This is a genomic window from Streptomyces sp. NPDC046860, from assembly GCF_040645115.1.
Classification (GTDB): Bacteria; Actinomycetota; Actinomycetes; order Streptomycetales; family Streptomycetaceae; genus Streptomyces.
Map to the genome: position 1 here is coordinate 94,216 of NZ_JBEYXQ010000014.1, position 18,942 is coordinate 113,157.

At 72.6% G+C, this 18,942-nt stretch carries 18 protein-coding genes; 9 read left to right on the forward strand and 9 right to left on the reverse strand.

Annotation, left to right across the window (positions count from 1 at the left end; genetic code table 11):
• Window positions 1–112: 112 nt before the first annotated feature.
• The gene (locus ABZ898_RS20830) at window positions 113–1,504 is read left to right on the forward strand and encodes a cystathionine beta-synthase (RefSeq protein ID WP_361660752.1); all 1,392 of its coding nucleotides are present in this window, start codon (window positions 113–115) and stop codon (window positions 1,502–1,504) included.
• Window positions 1,505–1,822: 318 nt separating this feature from the next.
• Here ABZ898_RS20830 and ABZ898_RS20835 read toward each other — a convergent pair whose 3' ends face one another.
• Window positions 1,823–2,473: a LysE family translocator gene (locus ABZ898_RS20835; protein ID WP_361660756.1), complete on the reverse strand. Its 651-nt coding sequence runs from the start codon at window positions 2,471–2,473 to the stop codon at window positions 1,823–1,825.
• A gap of 113 nt (window positions 2,474–2,586) precedes the next feature.
• On the opposite strand from ABZ898_RS20835, the gene ABZ898_RS20840 reads away from it, so the two are divergent.
• Window positions 2,587–3,927, forward strand: coding sequence for a PLP-dependent aminotransferase family protein (locus ABZ898_RS20840; protein ID WP_361660759.1), 1,341 nt, complete (start codon window positions 2,587–2,589; stop codon window positions 3,925–3,927).
• A gap of 115 nt (window positions 3,928–4,042) precedes the next feature.
• On the opposite strand, the gene ABZ898_RS20845 is transcribed toward ABZ898_RS20840, so the two are convergent.
• Both ABZ898_RS20845 and ABZ898_RS20850 read right to left on the reverse strand, forming a co-directional pair.
• Window positions 4,043–5,425, reverse strand: a complete 1,383-nt coding sequence (locus ABZ898_RS20845; RefSeq protein WP_361660762.1) for a glycosyltransferase — start codon at window positions 5,423–5,425, stop codon at window positions 4,043–4,045.
• On the reverse strand, window positions 5,422–5,586 hold the full coding sequence (locus tag ABZ898_RS20850; protein ID WP_361660765.1) for a hypothetical protein: 165 nt from the start codon (window positions 5,584–5,586) through the stop codon (window positions 5,422–5,424). The genes ABZ898_RS20845 and ABZ898_RS20850 overlap by 4 nt, the downstream gene beginning before the upstream one ends.
• A 421-nt stretch (window positions 5,587–6,007) precedes the next feature.
• Between ABZ898_RS20850 and ABZ898_RS20855 the strand changes: the two genes are divergently transcribed.
• Window positions 6,008–6,850: a MurR/RpiR family transcriptional regulator gene (locus ABZ898_RS20855; RefSeq protein ID WP_361660768.1), complete on the forward strand. Its 843-nt coding sequence runs from the start codon at window positions 6,008–6,010 to the stop codon at window positions 6,848–6,850.
• A gap of 130 nt (window positions 6,851–6,980) precedes the next feature.
• Here ABZ898_RS20855 and ABZ898_RS20860 read toward each other — a convergent pair whose 3' ends face one another.
• The 5 genes from ABZ898_RS20860 to ABZ898_RS20880 form a co-directional block, all read right to left on the reverse strand.
• Window positions 6,981–7,352 (reverse strand): hypothetical protein, encoded by a 372-nt coding sequence (locus ABZ898_RS20860; RefSeq protein ID WP_361660770.1) that lies wholly within the window; start codon window positions 7,350–7,352, stop codon window positions 6,981–6,983.
• A 22-nt stretch (window positions 7,353–7,374) separates the two neighbouring features.
• On the reverse strand, window positions 7,375–7,872 hold the full coding sequence (locus tag ABZ898_RS20865; protein ID WP_361660773.1) for a roadblock/LC7 domain-containing protein: 498 nt from the start codon (window positions 7,870–7,872) through the stop codon (window positions 7,375–7,377).
• Window positions 7,873–7,903: 31 nt separating this feature from the next.
• The gene (locus ABZ898_RS20870; RefSeq protein WP_361660776.1) at window positions 7,904–8,728 is read right to left on the reverse strand and encodes a transcriptional regulator; all 825 of its coding nucleotides are present in this window, start codon (window positions 8,726–8,728) and stop codon (window positions 7,904–7,906) included.
• Window positions 8,725–9,114, reverse strand: a complete 390-nt coding sequence (locus ABZ898_RS20875; RefSeq protein WP_361660779.1) for a hypothetical protein — start codon at window positions 9,112–9,114, stop codon at window positions 8,725–8,727. Before ABZ898_RS20875 ends, ABZ898_RS20870 begins: the two co-directional genes overlap by 4 nt.
• A 182-nt stretch (window positions 9,115–9,296) precedes the next feature.
• A complete protein-coding gene (locus tag ABZ898_RS20880) occupies window positions 9,297–10,682 on the reverse strand; it encodes a diaminopimelate decarboxylase (RefSeq protein WP_361660896.1) in 1,386 nt (461 codons plus the stop codon).
• A gap of 160 nt (window positions 10,683–10,842) precedes the next feature.
• Here ABZ898_RS20880 and hutU point away from each other — a divergent pair, with 160 nt between their 5' ends.
• The 4 genes from hutU to hutI are packed head-to-tail and all read left to right on the forward strand — an operon-like array spanning window position 10,843 to window position 16,362.
• Window positions 10,843–12,507 carry a urocanate hydratase gene (gene hutU / locus ABZ898_RS20885; protein ID WP_361660782.1) on the forward strand — a complete coding sequence of 555 codons (1,665 nt, stop codon included), beginning with the start codon at window positions 10,843–10,845 and terminating at the stop codon, window positions 12,505–12,507.
• 17 nt (window positions 12,508–12,524) lie between these two features.
• Complete coding sequence (locus ABZ898_RS20890; RefSeq protein WP_361660899.1) at window positions 12,525–13,727, forward strand: allantoate amidohydrolase; 1,203 nt, start codon at window positions 12,525–12,527, stop codon at window positions 13,725–13,727.
• Window positions 13,724–15,061 (forward strand): formimidoylglutamate deiminase, encoded by a 1,338-nt coding sequence (locus tag ABZ898_RS20895; protein WP_361660785.1) that lies wholly within the window; start codon window positions 13,724–13,726, stop codon window positions 15,059–15,061. The genes ABZ898_RS20890 and ABZ898_RS20895 overlap by 4 nt, the downstream gene beginning before the upstream one ends.
• Window positions 15,058–16,362 (forward strand): imidazolonepropionase, encoded by a 1,305-nt coding sequence (gene hutI / locus ABZ898_RS20900; protein ID WP_361660788.1) that lies wholly within the window; start codon window positions 15,058–15,060, stop codon window positions 16,360–16,362. Before ABZ898_RS20895 ends, hutI begins: the two co-directional genes overlap by 4 nt.
• 124 nt (window positions 16,363–16,486) lie before the next feature.
• Here hutI and ABZ898_RS20905 read toward each other — a convergent pair whose 3' ends face one another.
• Entirely contained in the window at window positions 16,487–17,383 is an 897-nt protein-coding gene (locus tag ABZ898_RS20905) for an RNA polymerase sigma factor SigF (protein ID WP_361660791.1), read from the reverse strand.
• A 247-nt stretch (window positions 17,384–17,630) separates the two neighbouring features.
• On the opposite strand from ABZ898_RS20905, the gene ABZ898_RS20910 reads away from it, so the two are divergent.
• Together ABZ898_RS20910 and ABZ898_RS20915 are read left to right on the forward strand one after the other, a co-directional pair.
• The gene (locus tag ABZ898_RS20910; RefSeq protein WP_161147969.1) at window positions 17,631–18,008 is read left to right on the forward strand and encodes an STAS domain-containing protein; all 378 of its coding nucleotides are present in this window, start codon (window positions 17,631–17,633) and stop codon (window positions 18,006–18,008) included.
• 296 nt (window positions 18,009–18,304) lie between these two features.
• Window positions 18,305–18,865: an ATP-binding protein gene (locus ABZ898_RS20915; protein WP_361660794.1), complete on the forward strand. Its 561-nt coding sequence runs from the start codon at window positions 18,305–18,307 to the stop codon at window positions 18,863–18,865.
• Window positions 18,866–18,942 lie beyond the last annotated feature (77 nt).

An 18,942-nucleotide genomic window follows, 5' to 3' on the forward strand; every position in this document is an offset into this window, starting at 1 on the left:
ATGTGCGTCAATCTCCACACGGAGTGAAGGCCCGTCCGCATCTCCTCCCGCTGGCCGTAGGCTGGCACAACCACTACGACCACAAGTTTTTTGCAAGCAACCGGAGACAACGGTGCATTTCCACGACTCGATGATCAGCCTCGTCGGCAACACCCCGCTGGTGAGGCTCAACAGCGTGACCGAGGGCATCCAGGCGACCGTCCTGGCCAAGGTGGAGTACTTCAACCCCGGCGGTTCCGTGAAGGACCGCATCGCCCTGCGCATGATCGAGGCCGCGGAAGCGAGCGGGGAGCTGAAGCCCGGCGGCACGATCGTCGAGCCGACCAGCGGCAACACCGGTGTCGGGCTCGCCATCGTGGCGCAGCAGAAGGGGTACAAGTGCGTCTTCGTGTGCCCCGACAAGGTCAGCATGGACAAGATCAACGTGCTGCGCGCGTACGGCGCCGAGGTCGTGGTCTGCCCGACCGCCGTGGACCCCGAGCACCCGGACTCCTACTACAACGTCTCCGACCGGCTCGTCCGTGAGACGCCGGGCGCGTGGAAGCCGGACCAGTACTCCAACCCCAACAACCCGCTCTCGCACTATCACTCCACCGGCCCCGAGCTGTGGGAGCAGACCGAGGGGAAGATCACCCACTTCGTGGCGGGCGTCGGCACCGGCGGCACCATCTCCGGCACCGGCAACTACCTCAAGGACGCCAGCGAGGGCCGGGTCAAGGTCATCGGCGCCGACCCGGAGGGCTCGGTCTACTCCGGCGGCTCGGGCCGCCCGTACCTGATCGAGGGCGTCGGCGAGGACTTCTGGCCGACCGCCTACGACCCGAACGTCGCTGACGAGATCGTGCCGGTCTCCGACAAGGACGCCTTCCAGATGACCCGCCGCCTCGCCAAGGAGGAGGGCCTGCTCGTCGGCGGCTCCTGCGGCATGGCGGTCGTCGCCGCGCTGCGCGTCGCCGAGGGCCTCGGCCCGGACGACGTCGTGGTCGTGCTGCTCCCGGACAGCGGCCGCGGCTACCTCTCGAAGATCTTCAACGACGAGTGGATGGCCGACTACGGCTTCCTGGAGGACGAGGGCCCCAACGCCCGCGTCGCCGACGTGCTCAAGGACAAGGTGGGCGGCGTCATCCCGTCCCTGGTCCACATGCACCCCGAGGAGACGGTCGGCGAGGCCATCGAGGTGCTGCGCGAGTACGGCGTCTCGCAGATGCCGGTCGTCAAGCCGGGCGCCGGCCACCCCGACGTCATGGCCGCCGAGGTCGTCGGCTCGGTCGTGGAACGCGAGCTGCTGGACGCGCTGTTCTCCCAGCGGGCCTCGCTGGGTGACCCGCTGGAGAAGCACATGTCGGCCCCGCTGCCGCAGGTCGGCTCCGGCGAGCCGGTCGGCGACCTCATGGCGGTGCTGGGCGCGGCGGACGCGGCGATCGTCCTGGTCGAGGGCAAGCCGACCGGCGTCGTCAGCCGCCAGGACCTGCTGTCCTTCCTCGCCAAGGGCGCGAACCACTAGCCGACTTGACCGGGTCGTGGTCCAAGCGGCATGAGGGTGTCACGTGCGCGCAGCACGTGCTTAACACGGGCCAGGCAGAGTGGTGGGCGTCGGCAGGGGCGATGGAGGTACCTCCCGGGCATTGAGCCCCGGGGGAGGCTCCCCGTCCGTGCCGGCGCCGAACGGCGCCCAGGAAACTCCGGAGCGGCTCCCGGACCTCCCACGGCGCCCAGGACGCGCACGGGCCTGACCCGACCCGCGTCCCTCGCGGGGACCGCCGTCGTCCCGCCCCCCTTCACCGGGGGTGCGGCGGTCCCCGCGAAAGCCCTTTCCGGGACTTCAGCTCGCCGCGCTCGGCCCCGAGGTGTCCACCGCCAGCGTCAGGGCCAGCGCCCCCAGTACCGTGCCCATCGCGTACCGCTGGACCTTCAGCCAGGACGGGCGCCGGGCGAGGAACGTGGCGATCGTCCCGGCGGCGAGGACGATGGCGAGGTTCACCGCCACGCTCACCGCGATCTGGCAGGAGCCCAGCAGGAGCCCCTGGGTGAGGACGTGGCCCCGGTCGAGGTCGACGAACTGCGGGATCAGGGACAGGTACATGATGGCGATCTTCGGGTTGAGCAGGTTCGTCATCAGGCCCATCGTGAACAGCCTGCGCGGCGAGTCCGGCGGCACCTCGCGCGGGGCGAACACCGACACCCCGCCCGGCCGCAGCGCCGACCAGGCCAGGTACGCGAGGTATCCCGCGCCGGCCAGCTTCACCGCGACGTACAGCTGCGGCACCGCGAGGAAGAGCACCGAGAGGCCGAGGTTGGCCGCCAGCAGGTAGGCGACGAAGCCCAGGGCCACCCCGCCGAGGGAGACGAGCCCGGCGCGTCTGCCCTGGGTGATGCTGCGGGAGACCAGGTAGATCATGTTCGGGCCCGGCGTGAGGACCATCCCGAGGGCCACCACCGTCACCCCCAGGGCAGCGCTGGGCTCGATGAGCATGGGAAGTCCCCCCGGTGGTTGCGTGAGCGGTATTGCCTTGAGGCTATGGACCCTCAATTCTCGGTGCAATAGCCGCTATTGTTCTCGGGGCAATGTCGTGGGAGGAGACCGGAGTGAGCGACTACCGGAGCGTGGCCGACGCGGTGGCCGAGGAGATCCGGGGCGGAGCCCTCCGCCCCGGCGACCGGCTGCCCCCGCAGCGGACGTTCGCCCGGCGGCACGGCATCGCCGACTCCACCGCCACCCGCGTCTACCGGGAACTCGCCCGCCGCGGCCTCACCGTCGGCGAGGTCGGCCGGGGCACCTACGTCCGCGCCGGAGCCGAGGCCGCCGCCCCCGCCCTCACCGAACCGGCCGCGGCCCGCGTCGACCTGGAGCTGAACCACTCCACCCTGCCCGGCCACGCCGGCCTCCTCGCCGAGGGCCTCGCCCCGCTCGCCCGGCCCGACATCCTCGGTGACGCCCTCCGCCCGGTCGGCGCCGCGGGCACCCCCACGGCCCGGGAAGCCGCCGCCGAGCTGCTCGCCCGGGGCGGCTGGCGCCCCGACCCCGACCAGGTGTTGTTCGCCGGGAACGGCCGCCAGGCCGTCTCCGCCGCCGTCGCCGCCCTGGTCCCGCCCGGCGGCCGGCTCGGGGTGGAGGAGCTGACGTATCCCGTCATCCGCACGGTCGCCGCCCGGCTCGGTGTCACCCTCGTACCGCTCGCCATGGACGACGAGGGTCTCCTCCCCGGTGCCGTCGAGCAGGCCCACCGCCGCGCCCCGCTGCACGCCGTGTACACGCAGCCGACCCTGCACAACCCGCTCTCGCTCACCGCCCCGCCCGCCCGCCTGGCCGCACTCGCCGAGGTGCTGACCCGGCTGGACCTTCCCGTGGTCGAGGACGCGGTCTGGGGCTTCCTGCGCGCCGAACTCCCGCCGTTCGCCGCCCTGCTGCCCGAGCGGACCGTGCTCGTCGACAGCCTCTCCAAGCGTGTCGCCCCCGGCCTCACCCTCGGATTCCTCGTCGCGCCGCCCGCCCGCACCGACGCCCTGGCCACCTCATTGCGCTCGGGCGGCTGGACCCCGATGCGCTTCGCCCTGGAGGTCATGCGGCGCTGGCAGCGTGACGGCACCGCCGACCGGCTCGCGGCCGACAAGCGGCAGGACGCCGCCGAGCGGCAGGCACTGGCGGCACGGCGGCTCGACGGGTTCGACGTGCGCGGGGACGCCCGCGCCTATCACTGCTGGTGGCGGTTGCCCGAGGGCTGGCGGGCGGACACCTTCGTCGCCGCCGCCGCGCGGCACGGCATCGCCGTCGCCCCGGCCGCCGCCTTCGCCGTCCGCCGCGACAGCGCCCCGCACGCGGTCCGGCTCGCCCTCGCCTCCCCACCCACCGACGCGCTCGCGCCCGCCCTGGACGCCCTGGCGGGTATCGCCCGGTCCACGCCGGAGGATCTCCAGGGCCGTTACTGAGGAACAGGGCCGTTACTGAGGAACGAGCCTGCGGCCCGGGCGTCATCACGGGGACGGGCATGACGACGCGCGTCCGGCGAGAGACCCTCCGGGCGCGCGTGATGATCGCCGCCCCTCAGACGGGAACCACGTCCCGTCCCTCCGAAGCCGCCGTCCGCACCTCCACGCTCCCGCGCGTACCCCAGCCCGTCTTCCAGCAGGTCACCATCGCGTAGATGCGCAGCGGCCGCAGCACCAGCGCGGTCCACACCAGCATGACCGGCGTGAGGGCGAAGGTCACCAGCTGACTGCCGAAGCTCTGGTCGCTGCGCCGGATCGTCAGGTATTTCAGCCCCGTCGCGTAGGCCACCAGCACCGAGAAGAGGAACAGGAACGGCATCACCTCGTGGTTGAAGATCGGTGCCAGCACGAACAGGACGAGGAAGGCGAACGAGACCAGGACGAAGTTCAGCCACGCCGCGAAGTGCTCCCAGTACGCGAACCCCTTTAGGGGCAGGTAGCGGAAGCGCCAGATGGACCTGATGGTGCTGCCCCGCATCCAGCGCAGCTGCTGCCGCCAGTGGTGCCCGATCTTCTCCGGCAGCACGGTGAAGGCGAAGCTCGACGGCTGCTGGACCGTCCGTCCCCGCAGGTGCGCGAAGAGCGTCAGGAGCGAGTCGTCCGAGAACTGCACCTGGTTACCCAGGAAGTACTCCCGCTCGTAGGCCGGGAGGGCGTCCCGGACGACCTGGGCCCGGTACATGGAGAAGTTGCCGGAGTTCACCAGGACGCAGCCCAGCTTGCTCATCGCGCTGCGCACCGCGAGCTGGAAGGCGAGCAGCCACGGATCCGTGATCCGGACGAGCGGATGCCGGGAGTTGAAGGCGAGGATGACGGACGCCACGCTCGTGACCCTCTTGTCCGCGAACGGCTTCAGCCCCTCTTCGATGCACTTCGGGTCCATGACCGTGTCGGAGTCCATCGTGGCGAAGATGTCCGCCTGGCCGCCGTCCTTGAACGTGCGGATCTGCGCGTCACGCTTGCCGGGCACGTCCTGATGGACCCATTCCACGATCATCTCGGGGAACAGTTCGGCCGCCCGTGCCGTCCACTCGTCGCGGATCGCGCTGTAGTCGGGGTTGCCGAGCCCGTTGGTGACGATCTGCACGCGCTGGGGCATCCGGGTCTGCCGGAGGATGGCCTCCAGGACGCGTCGCAGAGCCTCCTCGTCCTCCTTGTGGACCGGCACGTTCACCGTGACGAAGAGCTTGTCGAGCTGCGCCTGCTGACGTGCCGTCGTCCGGAAGGGCCGTTCGGTCCACGCCAGTCCGAGATGCCAGACGAGGGAACCGAAGACGACCGCCCACAGCAAGGTGAAGCTCTGCGTGCTCGTCCTGCCCTGTGAGAAGGCCACCAGGTTGGCCACATGGCGGGCCGTCCACGCGATGCCCCCTCCGAGGAGGAGGAGTGCGAGCACCAGATACGTCTTCGAGGCGAGGTGCGCCGTGGGCAGCCTCACTGTTCCGTCGCCCCCTTGCCGCGCCGGAAGCCGACGCGGACCATCACCGCACCGAGGCCCACGAGCAGCACTGCCGCAAGCAGGAGCCAGCTCTGTTCGATCTGCAGGCCGCCCACGACGATGGCGGGCCCCGTCATAGGCAGCGTCTTCTGGTAGTCCATCGTGAATCCCCCCTGGATTCCTCGAGGCAGGCGGGACCCGGCTCCGGTTCCCCAACCGGAGGGACAGCCGCCCGAAGCGGCTCCGCCTGCGCTTTCCCCCATGTCCCGCCCCCTGAAAAGGCGGTAATGACACCAACTCTGCCAGAAACCCGACGGGTTCATACACAGAACCCACACATTCTTGGGGCGCACATGTCATATCTCGCGGTGCCCGGTGCTCCGGTCGGCTCGCTCGACGGGCCGGATCGCGCTCGGATCCGCTCGATGGAGGGCGCCCCACCCCCACGCGCTGTATAAAGGTATGCAAGGCACCTCAAACCTGAATAACCGACGGTGCCCGCCCCCGCCCCGGCGCTGTACTCTCCGTACTTTCCGTGCGGGGGTGACCTGGACCCGACGACATCTGGAGGGGGAGCGTGGCATGAGCGTGAGCGACAGTCCTGCGAACCGGTTGCAGGCGCTCTTCGAGGGGCACCGGCTCACCCCGACCCAGCGGCGGATCGCGCACAGCATGGTGCGGCGGGCCGCGGACGTGCCGTTCCTGTCCAGCGTGGAGCTCGCCGAGCTGGCCGGGGTCAGCCAGCCCTCCGTCACCCGGTTCGCCGTCGCCCTCGGCTTCGATGGGTACCCGGCGCTCCGGCGCCATCTGCGCGAGGTCGTCCCCGCCGAACCGGCCGTCGCGGGCGGGGAGTTCAATGAGTACCAGCAGGCGGTCGAGGCCGAGATCGAGAACCTCAGGCACCTCGCCGAGCTGCTCGCCGACCCCGCCCCCGTCCAGCGCGCCGGCCGCCTCCTCGCCGCCTCCCGGCCGCTGCCGGTGCTGGGCCTGCGCGCGGCCGCCCCGCAGGCGTTCGGCTTCGCCTACTTCGCCGCCAAGGTCCACCCCGACGTCCGGCTGCTCGACGAGGGCGGCTCGATGGTGCAGGACCGTATCGACGCGGCCGTACGGGCCGGCGCCTCGGCACTGCTCTGCTTCGCGCTGCCCCGGCACCCGCGCGAGGTGCTGGACGCCCTCGCGCACGCCAAGGAGGCGGGGCTGAGTGTCGTCACGGTCGCCGACTCCGCGTTCGCGCCGGTCGCCAAGTACTCCGACCTCCTGCTGCCCGCCGCCGTCGGCACCGGGCTCGCCTTCGACACCGCGTGCGCGCCGATGCTGCTGGGCCGAGTGCTGCTGGAGGCCATGTGCGATGGGCTGCCCGACGCGCAGGCCCGGCTGGAGGAGTTCGACGCGCGTGCGGCGGCCCGGGGGCTCTTCGTGGAGTGACCGGCGCGCTCTCGAGGCTCGTCCCGGCTTGCGCCGTCACCCTGCCGCGCGGCGGGCGACGCGCCCCCTGGCGGGGCCCGCCGCCGTGCCACGGCGTCGGTGTGGCGCAGAGGTGCGGCGGAGGTCCTGCTCAGACCTCCAGGTCCTGCTCGATCCGGCGCAACTGGTGCCGCGCCATCGCCAGGTTGGCCCTGCTGTCCAGCACCAGGTAGAGGAACAGGCCGTTGCCGCCGCGCCCCTTGAGCAGCCGGATCATGTGGTACTGGTCGCTCAGCGTGATCAGGATGTCCTCGATCTCGGCCTTGAGCCCCAGGTGCTCCATGGTGCGCATCTTGGCGCGGATCACGTCGGTGTTGCCCGCGGCGGCGACGTTCAGGTCGAAGGTCTTGCTGCCGCCCAGCGTGCCCAGCGCCATGCCGCTGGTGTAGTCGACGAGCGCGACGCCGGTGGCACCCTCGATGGAGGTGAGCGCCTCTTTCAGCGCCGTTTCGGTGTTCGCCATGGTTCTGCTGTCCTTTCGGGGTTCAACTCTCGGTTGCGGTCGGTGTTTCGGTGGCCGTGGCCCGCGGGGTGCGGGTGGCGCGGGTGCGGGCGGTCGCCGCCCGGGCGGGCCGCTCCGGCGGGCGGAGCCGGGCCTCGGCCTCGGCGGCGTCGAGCAGTTCCCCGACGCGGGCGCCCGCCCGGCGGCCCTCCAGGTGCAGCCGCCCGACGTTGACCCGGTCCTGGGCGAGCAGGGTCAGCACGGCGGTGCGCCCGGCCGCGTACGTGGCGACGTAGCCGCGCTCGCCGCGCACCAGTAGTTCCCTGAAGCCGCCGTTGCCGGTGGCGTCGGCGAGCCGGACGGCGACGCCGAGCGAGGCCGCGGTGAGCGCCGCGAGCCCGTCGGGGTCGACGCCGGGTGTGTCGTGGGCGACGACGAGGCCGTCCACCCCCGCCGCCAGGGCGCCGGTGAGCTGGGGTACGCGGGTGCGCAGCCGCCGCAGCTCGTCCTGGACGGCGGCCAGGTCCGATTCGGGCAGCATCAGCTCTCTCCTCTCGGCGGGCGGTTGCCGTTCAAAGCGCCTCCAGCGCATTCCTGAGCCTCTTCAGCAGCGCGATGTCGGGGTCGGTGACCGTGAGCGGGGCCGGGGGACGCCACGCCGCCTGCGGAGGGTCCGGAGCGGTGGGCACCGGGGCCAGCAGGCCGTCCGCCGTGAGCCGCCGTACGTCCACCAGCGTGTGGAACGCCTGGCGCCCCAGGTCGTGGGCGATCCCCAGGGCGGTACGGACCCCGTCGGCCCGCTCCAGCACCGCCCGGCGGCGCGGCGGCACCTGCGCCGTGCTCGACGCGTCGGCCTGGACCAGGGGGGCGCTGTCGGCTGCCGGGTCGGGCCAGAGCCGGTGCAGCAGCAGGCGGCGGCGCAGCGTCTCCCGCTCCAGCGCGACGACGGGCACCGAGGGCAGCGGGCCGAGCCGGGGTGCGGGGTCGTAGCGGAACCGGCCCGGGGTGCTGCTCGGGGCCAGGGCGAAGTAGCCGGCGTCGTACAGCGCGTCCAGGTGGCACAGCTCCAGGGCGCCTTCGGGCAGCAGTCCCGCGTCGAGCAGCAGGCGGGCGGCGTCCGGCGGGCCGGCGGAGTGTTCGGCGGCGTGCTGCCAGGCGGCCGCCGCGAGGGTGCCATGGGCCGTGAGGAGCACGCCGAGGCCGGGGGCGAACGGACTCTCGGCGTGCACCACCTGGCCCTGGGCGAGGTAGAGGGTGCCGTGTTCGCGGACCAGGACGCCGGTGGCCTGTTCCTCCGCGAGTCGTCTGAGCATCGGTGACAGTGCCCCCGAGGTCATGTCGCGCTGGTCGCCGCGGTCTCGTACCGGCAGCGGCGGGGGTATGTCCACCACGGTCATCCCAGCACCAGCCGGTCGGCCATCTCGCCGAGACGGATGCGGGCGAGCGCGAGGTTCCCCTCCGCGCGGCCGACCCACAGATGGAGGAAGACGCTGCTGTCGAAGGACGTGTCCACGAACCTCAGCAGGTGGTAGCTGTCCTGGTTGCTGACGATCACGTCCTCGACGGGCGGCCGCCCGTCCTCACCCTCCCCGGCGGAGAAGGCGCCGTGTTCGGCGGCCAGCCGGGCCAGTTCGGCGGCCTCGGCCGCCGTGGTCTCGTGGTCACCGCCGGGGGCCTCGCCGACGGTGCCGAGGGCCAGTCCGCTGGTCCAGTCCACCAGCGCCGCCCCCCGCGCGCCGGGCAGCCGCATGGCTTCCAGTAAGCATTCGTCGATTCCGGGCACCGTGGGCTCCCCTCCCCGCCTGGGACTCCGGCTCAGTGACACTGACACTACGCAACGTGTGCGTGGCGGGTGAGGGCTTTGGCATTTTCCGTTGGAACGTGCGTCCGGCGCGCTAAGTTGGGCCGATTGGCGTGCGTTGCGGAGGAAGTCGGTCTCTTTGTCCTTCGGGCCCGCCGTCCGCGTCAACGGCTCCCGGGCGCGCCCAGGGTGGTGAGCGCGTCCGCGTGCGCCCCGCCGGATTCGGCCACGATCTCCGCCACCGTCTGCGGCGGCCGTACGGTCGCGAAGTCCACGCCCCCGGCGCCGTCCGGCGTGAAGCCGTAGACGCCGGGCCGGGCAAGGGAGTTGTAGGCGTAGTGGTGGGCGAAGAAGTAGGCGCCGGTGTCCAGGACGGCCGCCAGGTCGCCCTGCTCCAGCGCGGGCAGCGCGCGGCCCTCGGCGATCAGGTCCCCGGAGAAGCAGGCCGGGCCCGCCACGTCCTGTACCACGTCCGGCCCGGTCTTCGGCCGCCCCCCGGCGTCGTACGCGGCCACCCGCAGCGGCCACTGCTCCGGGGCGTACACCGTCCGCGCGGCCACCTGTACGCCCGCGTGCGTCACGGCGATCCGCCGGCCGCCCGCGCTCTTGGCGTACTCCACCCGGGTCAGCATCGTGCCGTGCTTGGCCAGCAGGGACCGTCCGAACTCGGTCACCAGCCCGTACCGCCCGTCGAACAGGCCCGGTACCTCGTCGGCCAGCAGCCGGGCGTACTCCGCGTACGTCGGCGCGGTCGCCTCGGCCGTGAAGTCGACCGGCAGGCCGCCGCCGATGTCGAGGGTGTCGATCTGGCGCCGCCCGGCCCGCTCGTTGATCTCCTCCGCCAGCGTGTACGCCGCCGCCACGCCCCGCGCCATCAGCGGCAGCGGGATGCCCTGCGAGCCGGTGTGGGCGTGCAGCCGGGTCAGCCAGGGCCGGTCCAGGTACGCCCGTACCACCCACTCCCTGGCCCCCTCGTCCCGCAGTGCCACGCCGAACTTGGAGGTGGGCGTCGCGGTCGAGGTCGCCCCGATGCTCCCGCCGCCGACCTGCGGGTTCACCCTGATGCCGAGCGGGGACCGGGTGGGCGTGGCGGCGACCAGCGCGTCGATACGGGCCAGCTCCTGCGGGTTGTCCGCGTTGACGGCCACCCCCAGCGCCAGCGCCTCGCGCAGCTCGCCGGGCGTCTTGGCGGGGGAGTCGAGCACGGTCCGCGAGGCGGGCACGCCGGCGGCGCGGACGAGGGCCAGCTCGCCGGGGCTCGCCGCCTCGGCGCCCAGGCCCGCCGCGTGCAGCAGGCTCAGGACCGGCACCAGCGGGGCCGCCTTGACCGCGAACGCGTGCAGCACCGGCGTGCCCGGCGCCGCCACCGCCTCGAACGCGGCGCGCAGGGCCGCCGCCGACTCCCGGATGCCGGTCACGTCCAGCAGCGCCACCAGCGGCGCGTCCGCCCCGAGCAGCCCCTCGGCCACCGCTTCGCGCACGGCGGTGTCCCGCCGCGCGACACGCGCGGCCGCCTCCCGCTCCCGCGCGGCGGTGTCCTCGTGCTCCACGGTCTCCTGTGCCACGGTGCCCTCGTCCCTTTCGCTCGTCCCCGTCCACTGCTTCCAGCCAAACATTCCCGGCGCGCGGGCGGTGGCACCCGGTACCTATTGACTAGCTCTATTCACGACTGGACTATGTGAATAGACATAGCAACAGGAGGAGCACACGATGCCGGGACCCCGCCCCGTACGAGCACCGCGCGGCACGGAACTGAGCGCCCTGGGCTGGCAGCAGGAAGCCGCCCTCCGGATGCTGCAGAACAACCTCGACCCCGAGGTCGCCGAGCACCCCGACAAGCTCGTCGTCTACGGCGGCACCGGCAAGGCCGCCCGCGACTGGCGCTCCTTCGACGCCATGGTGCGTACGCTGCGGACGCTCAAGCAGGACGAGACGATGCTCGTCCAGTCCGGCCGCCCGGTCGGCGTCATGCAGACCCACGAGTGGGCCCCGCGTGTCCTCATCGCCAACTCCAACCTGGTCGGAGACTGGGCCAACTGGGAGGAGTTCCGCCGCCTGGAGGCCCTCGGCCTCACCATGTACGGCCAGATGACCGCCGGTTCCTGGATCTACATCGGCACCCAGGGCATCCTCCAGGGCACCTACGAGACCTTCGCCGCCGTCGCCGCGAAGAAGTTCGGCGGCACCCTGGCCGGCACCATCACGCTGACCGCCGGACTCGGCGGCATGGGCGGCGCCCAGCCGCTCGCCGTGACGATGAACGACGGCGTGGCCATCTGTATCGACGTCGACCCGCGCGCCATCGAGCGCCGCATCGAGCACAAGTACCTCGACGTGAAGGCCGACAGCCTGGAGCACGCCCTCCGGCTCGCCACCGAGGCCCGCGACGCCCGCCGCCCGCTCTCCATCGGCGTCCTCGGCAACGCGGCGGAGCTGGTCCCGCAGCTCCTCGCCATGAGCGCCCCCATCGACATCGTCACCGACCAGACCTCCGCGCACGACCCGCTGGCCTACCTGCCCGTCGGCACCGCCTTCGAGGACATGGCCGACGCCGCCGCGAAGGACCCGGCCGGGTTCACCGCCCGCGCCCGCGAGTCCATGGCCCGGCACGTCGAGGCCATGGTCGGCTTCATGGACGCGGGCGCCGAGGTCTTCGACTACGGCAACTCGATCCGGGGCGAGGCCCAGCTCGCGGGCTACGAGAGGGCGTTCGCCTTCCCCGGCTTCGTCCCCGCCTACATCCGGCCCCTGTTCTGCGAGGGCAAGGGCCCCTTCCGCTGGGCCGCGCTCTCCGGCGACCCGGCCGACATCGCCCGGACCGACAAGGCGATGCTGGAGCTGTTCCCGGAGAACGAGTCCCTCGCGCGCTGGATCAAGATGGCCGGTGAGCGGGTCCACTTCCAGGGTCTCCCGGCCCGGATCTGCTGGCTCGGGTACGGGGAGCGCGACAAGGCGGGGGAGCGGTTCAACGACATGGTGGCGAGCGGTGAGCTGGCCGCGCCGCTTGCCATCGGGCGGGACCACCTCGACTGCGGTTCCGTCGCCTCGCCCTACCGGGAGACCGAGGCGATGCTGGACGGCTCCGACGCGATCGCCGACTGGCCGCTGCTCAACGCCATGGTCAACGTGGCCTCCGGTGCCTCCTGGGTCTCCCTCCACCATGGGGGCGGTGTGGGCATGGGCCGCTCCATCCACGCGGGCCAGGTCACGGTCGCCGACGGCACGAAGCTGGCCGGGGAGAAGATCCGCCGGGTGCTGACCAACGACCCCGGCATGGGTGTCATCCGGCACGTCGACGCCGGGTACGACATCGCCGAGTCCGTCGCCGGGGAACGGGACGTGCGGGTGCCCATGCGTGAGGGTGAGGGGGAGTGACCTCCTCCTTCCAGGACATGTGGGCCGGGCTGCTGCCCATCGGGCGGCACCGGGACTCCGGGGGCTACCGGCGGCACGCCTGGACCGGTGCCGACGCCGAGTGCCGGGACTGGTTCAGGGAGCAGGCCGAGGCCCGCGGGCTCACCTGCGAGGTGGACCGCAACGGGAACCAGTGGGCCTGGCTCGGCGACCCCGCCGAGGGCGACGCCGTCGTCACCGGGTCGCATCTCGACTCCGTCCCGGACGGCGGCGCCTTCGACGGGCCCCTGGGTGTCGTCTCCGCCTTCGCCGCGCTGGACGAACTCCGCTCCCGTGACGTCCCGTTGAGCCGCCCCCTCGGCATCGTCAACTTCGGGGACGAGGAGGGCGCCCGGTTCGGGCTCGCCTGCGTCGGCTCCCGGCTCGCCGCCGGGCAGCTCACCGCCGAGCAGGCGCACCGCCTCACCGACGGCGACGGGATCACCCTGCCCAAGGCCATGGCGGCCGCCGGCCACGACCCCGACGCCATCGGCGCCGACCCCGAACGCCTCGCCCGCATCGGCGCGTTCGTCGAGCTGCATGTCGAACAGGGCCGCGCGCTCGACCTGTCCGGGGACGCCGTCGGCATCGCCAGCTCCATCTGGCCGCACGGCCGCTGGCGGTTCGACTTCCGCGGCGAGGCCAACCACGCGGGCACCACCCGGCTCGCGGACCGGCGCGACCCGATGCCGGCCTACGCCGAGACCGTGCTGGCCGCCCGCCGGGAGGCCGAACTCGCCGGAGCGGTCGCCACCTTCGGCAAGATCTCCGTGGAGCCCAACGGGGTCAACGCCATCCCCTCCCTGGTGCGCGGCTGGCTGGACTCCCGCGCCCCCGGACCCGAGACGCTGGACACGGTCGTCGACGGCATCACGCGGGCCGCGCGGGAGTACGCCGACGCCCACGGCATCGACCTCGACGTGGTCCGGGAGTCCTTCACCCCGGTCGTGGAGTTCGACCACGCCCTGCGCGACGAACTCGGCCGCATCCTGGGGCGGGACACCGGGCTGACGGTGCCCGTGCTGGGGACCGGCGCCGGACACGACGCCGGGATTCTCTCCGGGAGCGTGCCGACCGCCATGCTGTTCGTACGCAACCCCACCGGCGTCTCGCACTCCCCGGCCGAGTCCGCGACCGAGGACGACTGCGTGGCCGGGGTGCGCGCTCTCGCCGACGTACTGGAAGGACTGACCCGCAGGTGACCCAGGGAACCTACTGGTTGGAGCACGCCTGGCTCGGCACGGCGGTCGAGCCGGGCGTGCTCGTCGAGGTGGCGGACGGCCGCCTCACCGCCGTCCGCACCGGCACCCCCGCACCCCCGCCCGGCACCGAGATCCTGCGCGGCCTCACCCTGCCGGGGCTGGCGAACGCCCACTCGCACGCCTTCCACCGGGCCCTGCGCGGCACGGTCCAGGTCGGCTCCGGGACCTTCTGGACCTGGCGCGAGGTGATGTACTCCGTGGCCGGCCGACTGACCCCGGAGAGCTACCACGCCCTCGCCCGCGCGGTGTACGCCGAGATGGCCCTCGCCGGGATCACCGCCGTGGGGGAGTTCCACTACCTCCACCACGCCCCGGGCGGCACGCCCTACGCCGATCCCAACGCCATGGGGGAGGCCCTGATCGCGGCCGCCGCCGAGGCCGGCGTCCGCATCACCCTCCTGGACACCGCCTACCTCTCGGCGGGCTTCGGACAGCCGCCCAGCACCCACCAGCTCCGCTTCTCCGACAAAACCGCCGACGCCTGGGCCGAGCGCTGTTCGGCACTGAGGGAGCGGGACCACGCCCGGATCGGCGCGGCCGTGCACTCCGTACGGGCCGTGCCCGCCGCCCAGCTGGCGACCGTGGCCCGCTGGGCAGAGGAGCGGCGGGCCCCGCTGCACGTCCACCTCTCCGAGCAGACCGCCGAGAACGACGCCTGCCGCGCCGCGCACGGCGTCACCCCGGCCCGGCTGCTCGCCGACCACGGCGTGCTCGGACCGCGCACGACCGCGGTGCACGGCACGCACCTCACCGACGAGGACATCGCACTGCTCGGCGGCTCGGGCACAGGCACCTGCATGTGCCCGACGACCGAACGCGACCTGGCCGACGGCATCGGCCCCGCCGTCGCCCTCCAGGCGGCCGGCTCCCCGCTCTCCCTCGGCTCCGACAGCCACGCCGTCATCGACCTGCTGGAAGAGGCGCGCGCGATGGAGCTCGACGAGCGGCTGCGCACCCGCACCCGCGGACACTGGACCGCCGCCGCCCTGCTGCGCGCCGCCACCGCCGACGGCCACGCGGCCCTCGGCTGGGACGAGGCGGGCGCTCTGGAGACCGGCGCGCTCGCCGACTTCACGACCATCGCCCTCGACTCGGTCAGAACGGCAGGGCCGCCTCCGCGGCTCGGGGCCGAGACGGCCGTGTTCGCCGCTTCGGCAGCGGACGTGTCGCACACGGTCGTGGCAGGCCGGCACGTCGTACGGGACGGGGTCCACACCCTCGTACCGGATGTGCCGAAGGCCCTCGCGGACGCCGTCGAAGCCCTGCGCGGATGACGCGGGCGGCGCCGCGCCACCCGGCCGCGCGGCCCGCCCGGGGCACCGCATCCGACCCCACCGCCGACCAGGCAACCAAGGACGCCATGAGCAACGCGACGATCGTCAGCCCCACCCACTCAGCGAGCACCGCAAGCACGCTCATCACCAACATCGCAGCCCTGGTCACCAACGACCCCTCCCTGGGTGACGGTTCTCCCCTCGGACTGATCCAGGACGCGGCCGTCGTCATCGAGGGCGACCGCGTCGTGTGGACCGGTGAAGCCAGCAAAGCACCCGGCACTGACAACCGGGTCGACGCCAAAGGCCGGGCGGTGCTCCCGGGGTTCGTCGACTCCCACTCCCACCTGGTCTTCGCGGGCGACCGCACCCAGGAGTTCAACGCCCGCATGTCCGGCCGCCCTTACAGCGCGGGCGGCATCCGCACGACCGTCGCGGCCACCCGCGCCGCGACGGACGCGGAGCTGGAGGCGAACCTCGCCCGCCATCTGGCCGAGGCGCTGCGCCAGGGCACCACCACGATGGAGACCAAGTCCGGTTACGGCCTCACCGTCGAGGACGAGTCGCGCGCCCTGCGCCTCGCGGCCGCCCACACCGACGAGGTGACCTACCTCGGCGCCCACATCGTCGCCCCCGAACTGGCCGACGACCCGGCCGCGTACGTCGCCCTGGTGACCGGGGAGATGCTCGACGCCTGCGCGCCGCACGCCCGCTGGATCGACGTGTTCTGCGAGAAGGGCGCCTTCGACGGCGACCAGGCCCGCGCCATCCTCACCGCCGGGCGGGCCAGGGGCCTGCACCCGCGCGTCCACGCCAACCAGCTCTCCTACGGCCCCGGCGTGCAGCTGGCCGTCGAGCTGGACGCGGCCAGCGCCGACCACTGCACCCACCTCACCTACGCCGACGTGGACGCGCTGGCCAACAGCGGCACGGTCGCCACGCTGCTGCCCGGCGCCGAGTTCTCCACCCGGGCCGAGTGGCCCGACGCGCGCCGGCTGCTGGACGCGGGGGCCACGGTGGCGCTGTCCACGGACTGCAACCCCGGCTCGTCGTACACCTCGTCCGTGCCGTTCTGCGTCGCGCTGGCGGTGCGGGACATGGGGATGACCCCGGACGAGGCGGTGTGGGCCGCCACGGCGGGCGGGGCGGCCGCGCTGCGCCGCACCGACGTGGGACGCCTGGCGCCCGGCGCTTCGGCCGACCTGGTGCTGCTGGACGCGCCCAGCCATGTCCACCTGGCCTACCGGCCCGGCGTGCCCCTGGTCACAGGGGTGTGGCGGCGCGGCGTCCGGGTGCTCTGAGGGCCCCGCCCGGCTGCCGCCGGGCCGCTGAGGACCTGTCGCAGACGCGGAGAGGCGGCCCGGCACTGTCTGCCGAGCCGCCTCACGCGTGCGGAAGAGGACCGCCCTCCGGCGGCGCCCACCGTCACTCGTCCAGCGTCAGCCCCTTGCGCAGCCGCGACAACGTCCGCGAGAGCAGCCGCGAGACGTGCATCTGGGAGATGCCGAGCTCCTCGCCGATCTCCGACTGGGTCAGACCGGCCACGAAGCGCAGCGAGAGGATCTTGCGGTCGCGGGGCGCCAGTTCGGCGATGAGCGGCTTCAGCGACTCGACGTACTCGATGCCCTCGAGCCCGTGGTCCTCGTAGCCGATGCGGTCCGCGAGCGCGCCCTCGGTGTCGTCCTCGGCGGGCTGGGCGTCCAGCGAGGAGGCGGTGTACGCGTTCGAGGCCGCCATGCCCTCGACGACCTCCTCGTGGGAGAGTCCGAGCCGCTGGGCCAGTTCCGCGACAGTGGGGGCGCGGTCCAGTCGCTGGGCCAGCTCGTCGCCGGCCTTGGCCAGGTCGAGCCGCAGCTCCTGCAGGCGGCGCGGGACGCGCACGGACCACGAGGTGTCACGGAAGAAGCGCTTGATCTCGCCGATGATGGTCGGCATGGCGAATGTGGGGAACTCCACGCCACGCGACATCTCGAACCGGTCGATCGCCTTGATCAGGCCGATCGTGCCGACCTGGACGATGTCCTCCATCGGCTCGCTGCGGGAGCGGAAGCGCGAGGCGGCGAACTTGACGAGCGCCAGATTCAGTTCGACCAGGGTGTTACGGACGTACGAGTACTCGTACGTGCCCTCCTCCAGCGACTCCAGACGCTCGAAGAGCGTCTTGGACAGGGCTCGCGCGTCCACCGGACCGACCTCGTCGAAGGGCGGGATCTCGGGGAGCCCCGCCAGGGGGTCGAGAGGGGCGATGGTGTGGTCCAGCTTTTCCGGTGGGGGTGTCGACGTCGCTTTGTGGGTAGGCGATGCGTCGAGCCGGGGTGACATGGGTGTCCTCCATCGTTCTCGGCATATGGCTGCCGAAGCCAAATACGTGCACTACGAGGTGCGGCGCCTCCGAAGCCGGCGTGTAGGGATGTGTGTAGCTACTAGCCCTACCTGCTCCGGTGAGCTGGTCGCAAGTGTCGTATGAGGTGATATGCCCGATTTCGGTGGGTTGTTCGGGTGTCGAAGTGTGGCCGGAAGGCGTAATGTTCGAGGGCATCAGCAGCCAAGACCTCGGGAGAGAGACGGCATGGACCACGGGACGGTCGGCAGCGCACAGTCGGGCCGGCTTCTGGTGGAGGTGCGGGAAGAGGGCTCCAGCGCCGTAGTGACGCCGGCCGGTGAGCTCGATCACCACACCGCCGATCTACTGCGTGAGCCGCTCGACGACCTCCTGGAGAAGGGCTTCTCGCGACTCGTCGTGGACTGCTCACGACTGGAGTTCTGCGACTCCACGGGACTGAACGTCCTGCTGGGTGCCCGCCTCAAGGCGGATGCCGCCGGCGGCGGAGTGCACCTCGCGGGCATGCTGCCCGTGGTCGCACGCGTGTTCGAGATCACGGGAGCCGAGGCGGTCTTCACCGTCCACGACTCCGTCGAGGCGGCCCTCTCGGGCGAGACCGGCTGATCCGGTCCCGTACGCCCCTTTCCGGCGGCGCTCTCAGCGCCCCGGACGAACGCGGGGGTGTTCCGGAGGATCAGTCGGGCAGGAGACATCTGAAACCTGTCGGCAGGCCCGCCGCCGAACCCGGCCCGGGAACCGGAGAAGGGGTCCGGCGCGACGTAGGGGGCGAGGGGCGGACCGCCGACGGGTGACGGAGGCAGCACGCGGACACCGGACGGACGGTGAACCGGCCGTCCGGGACCGAAACGGAGTCGGACTTTTGGAATCGTGTACTGGTGGATCGGTGAGGTGAAGCGCTGATGAGCACCACCCGGCCCTACTCGCCGGGCGACGGTGGCCCGGAGCCGAGCGGCGTTCCCGGCATGCCCGAGGCGGACGTGACAGTGCCCGCGACGGCCCTGGGCGCCGTCGCGCCCGTCGCGCCCTCCTCACTCGCGCCGGAGGCGGGAGGACGGCAGGTCCGCAGGCTCAGTCTGGACGGCGAGAGCGGGGTGGTCCCGCTCGCCCGTGACTTCACCCGCCAGGCGCTGTACGCGTGGGGGTGGCTGCCCGCCTCCGGCGCGGAGCAGCGCGCCGCCGCCGAGGACGTGCTCCTCGTCGTCTCGGAGCTGGTCACCAACGCCTGTCTGCACGCCGACGGACCGGACGAGCTGTTCCTGTCCTGCGACCGCAAGGTGATCCGGCTGGAGGTCACCGACCGCGGCGCCGGCCAGCCCTCCCCCCGCACCCCGCACCAGGCGGGCCGCCCCGGCGGCCACGGCATGTTCATCGTCCAGCGCCTCAGCCTGGACTGGGGCGTCGTACGCACCCCCGACCGCTCCGGCAAGACGGTCTGGGCGGAACTGGGCGCCCCGGCCTGAGCCCCGGCGCCACGGAACACGGCGAAGGGCCCCGCATCACCGATGCGGGGCCCTTCGTGCGTCCGTGAGGAGCGCGT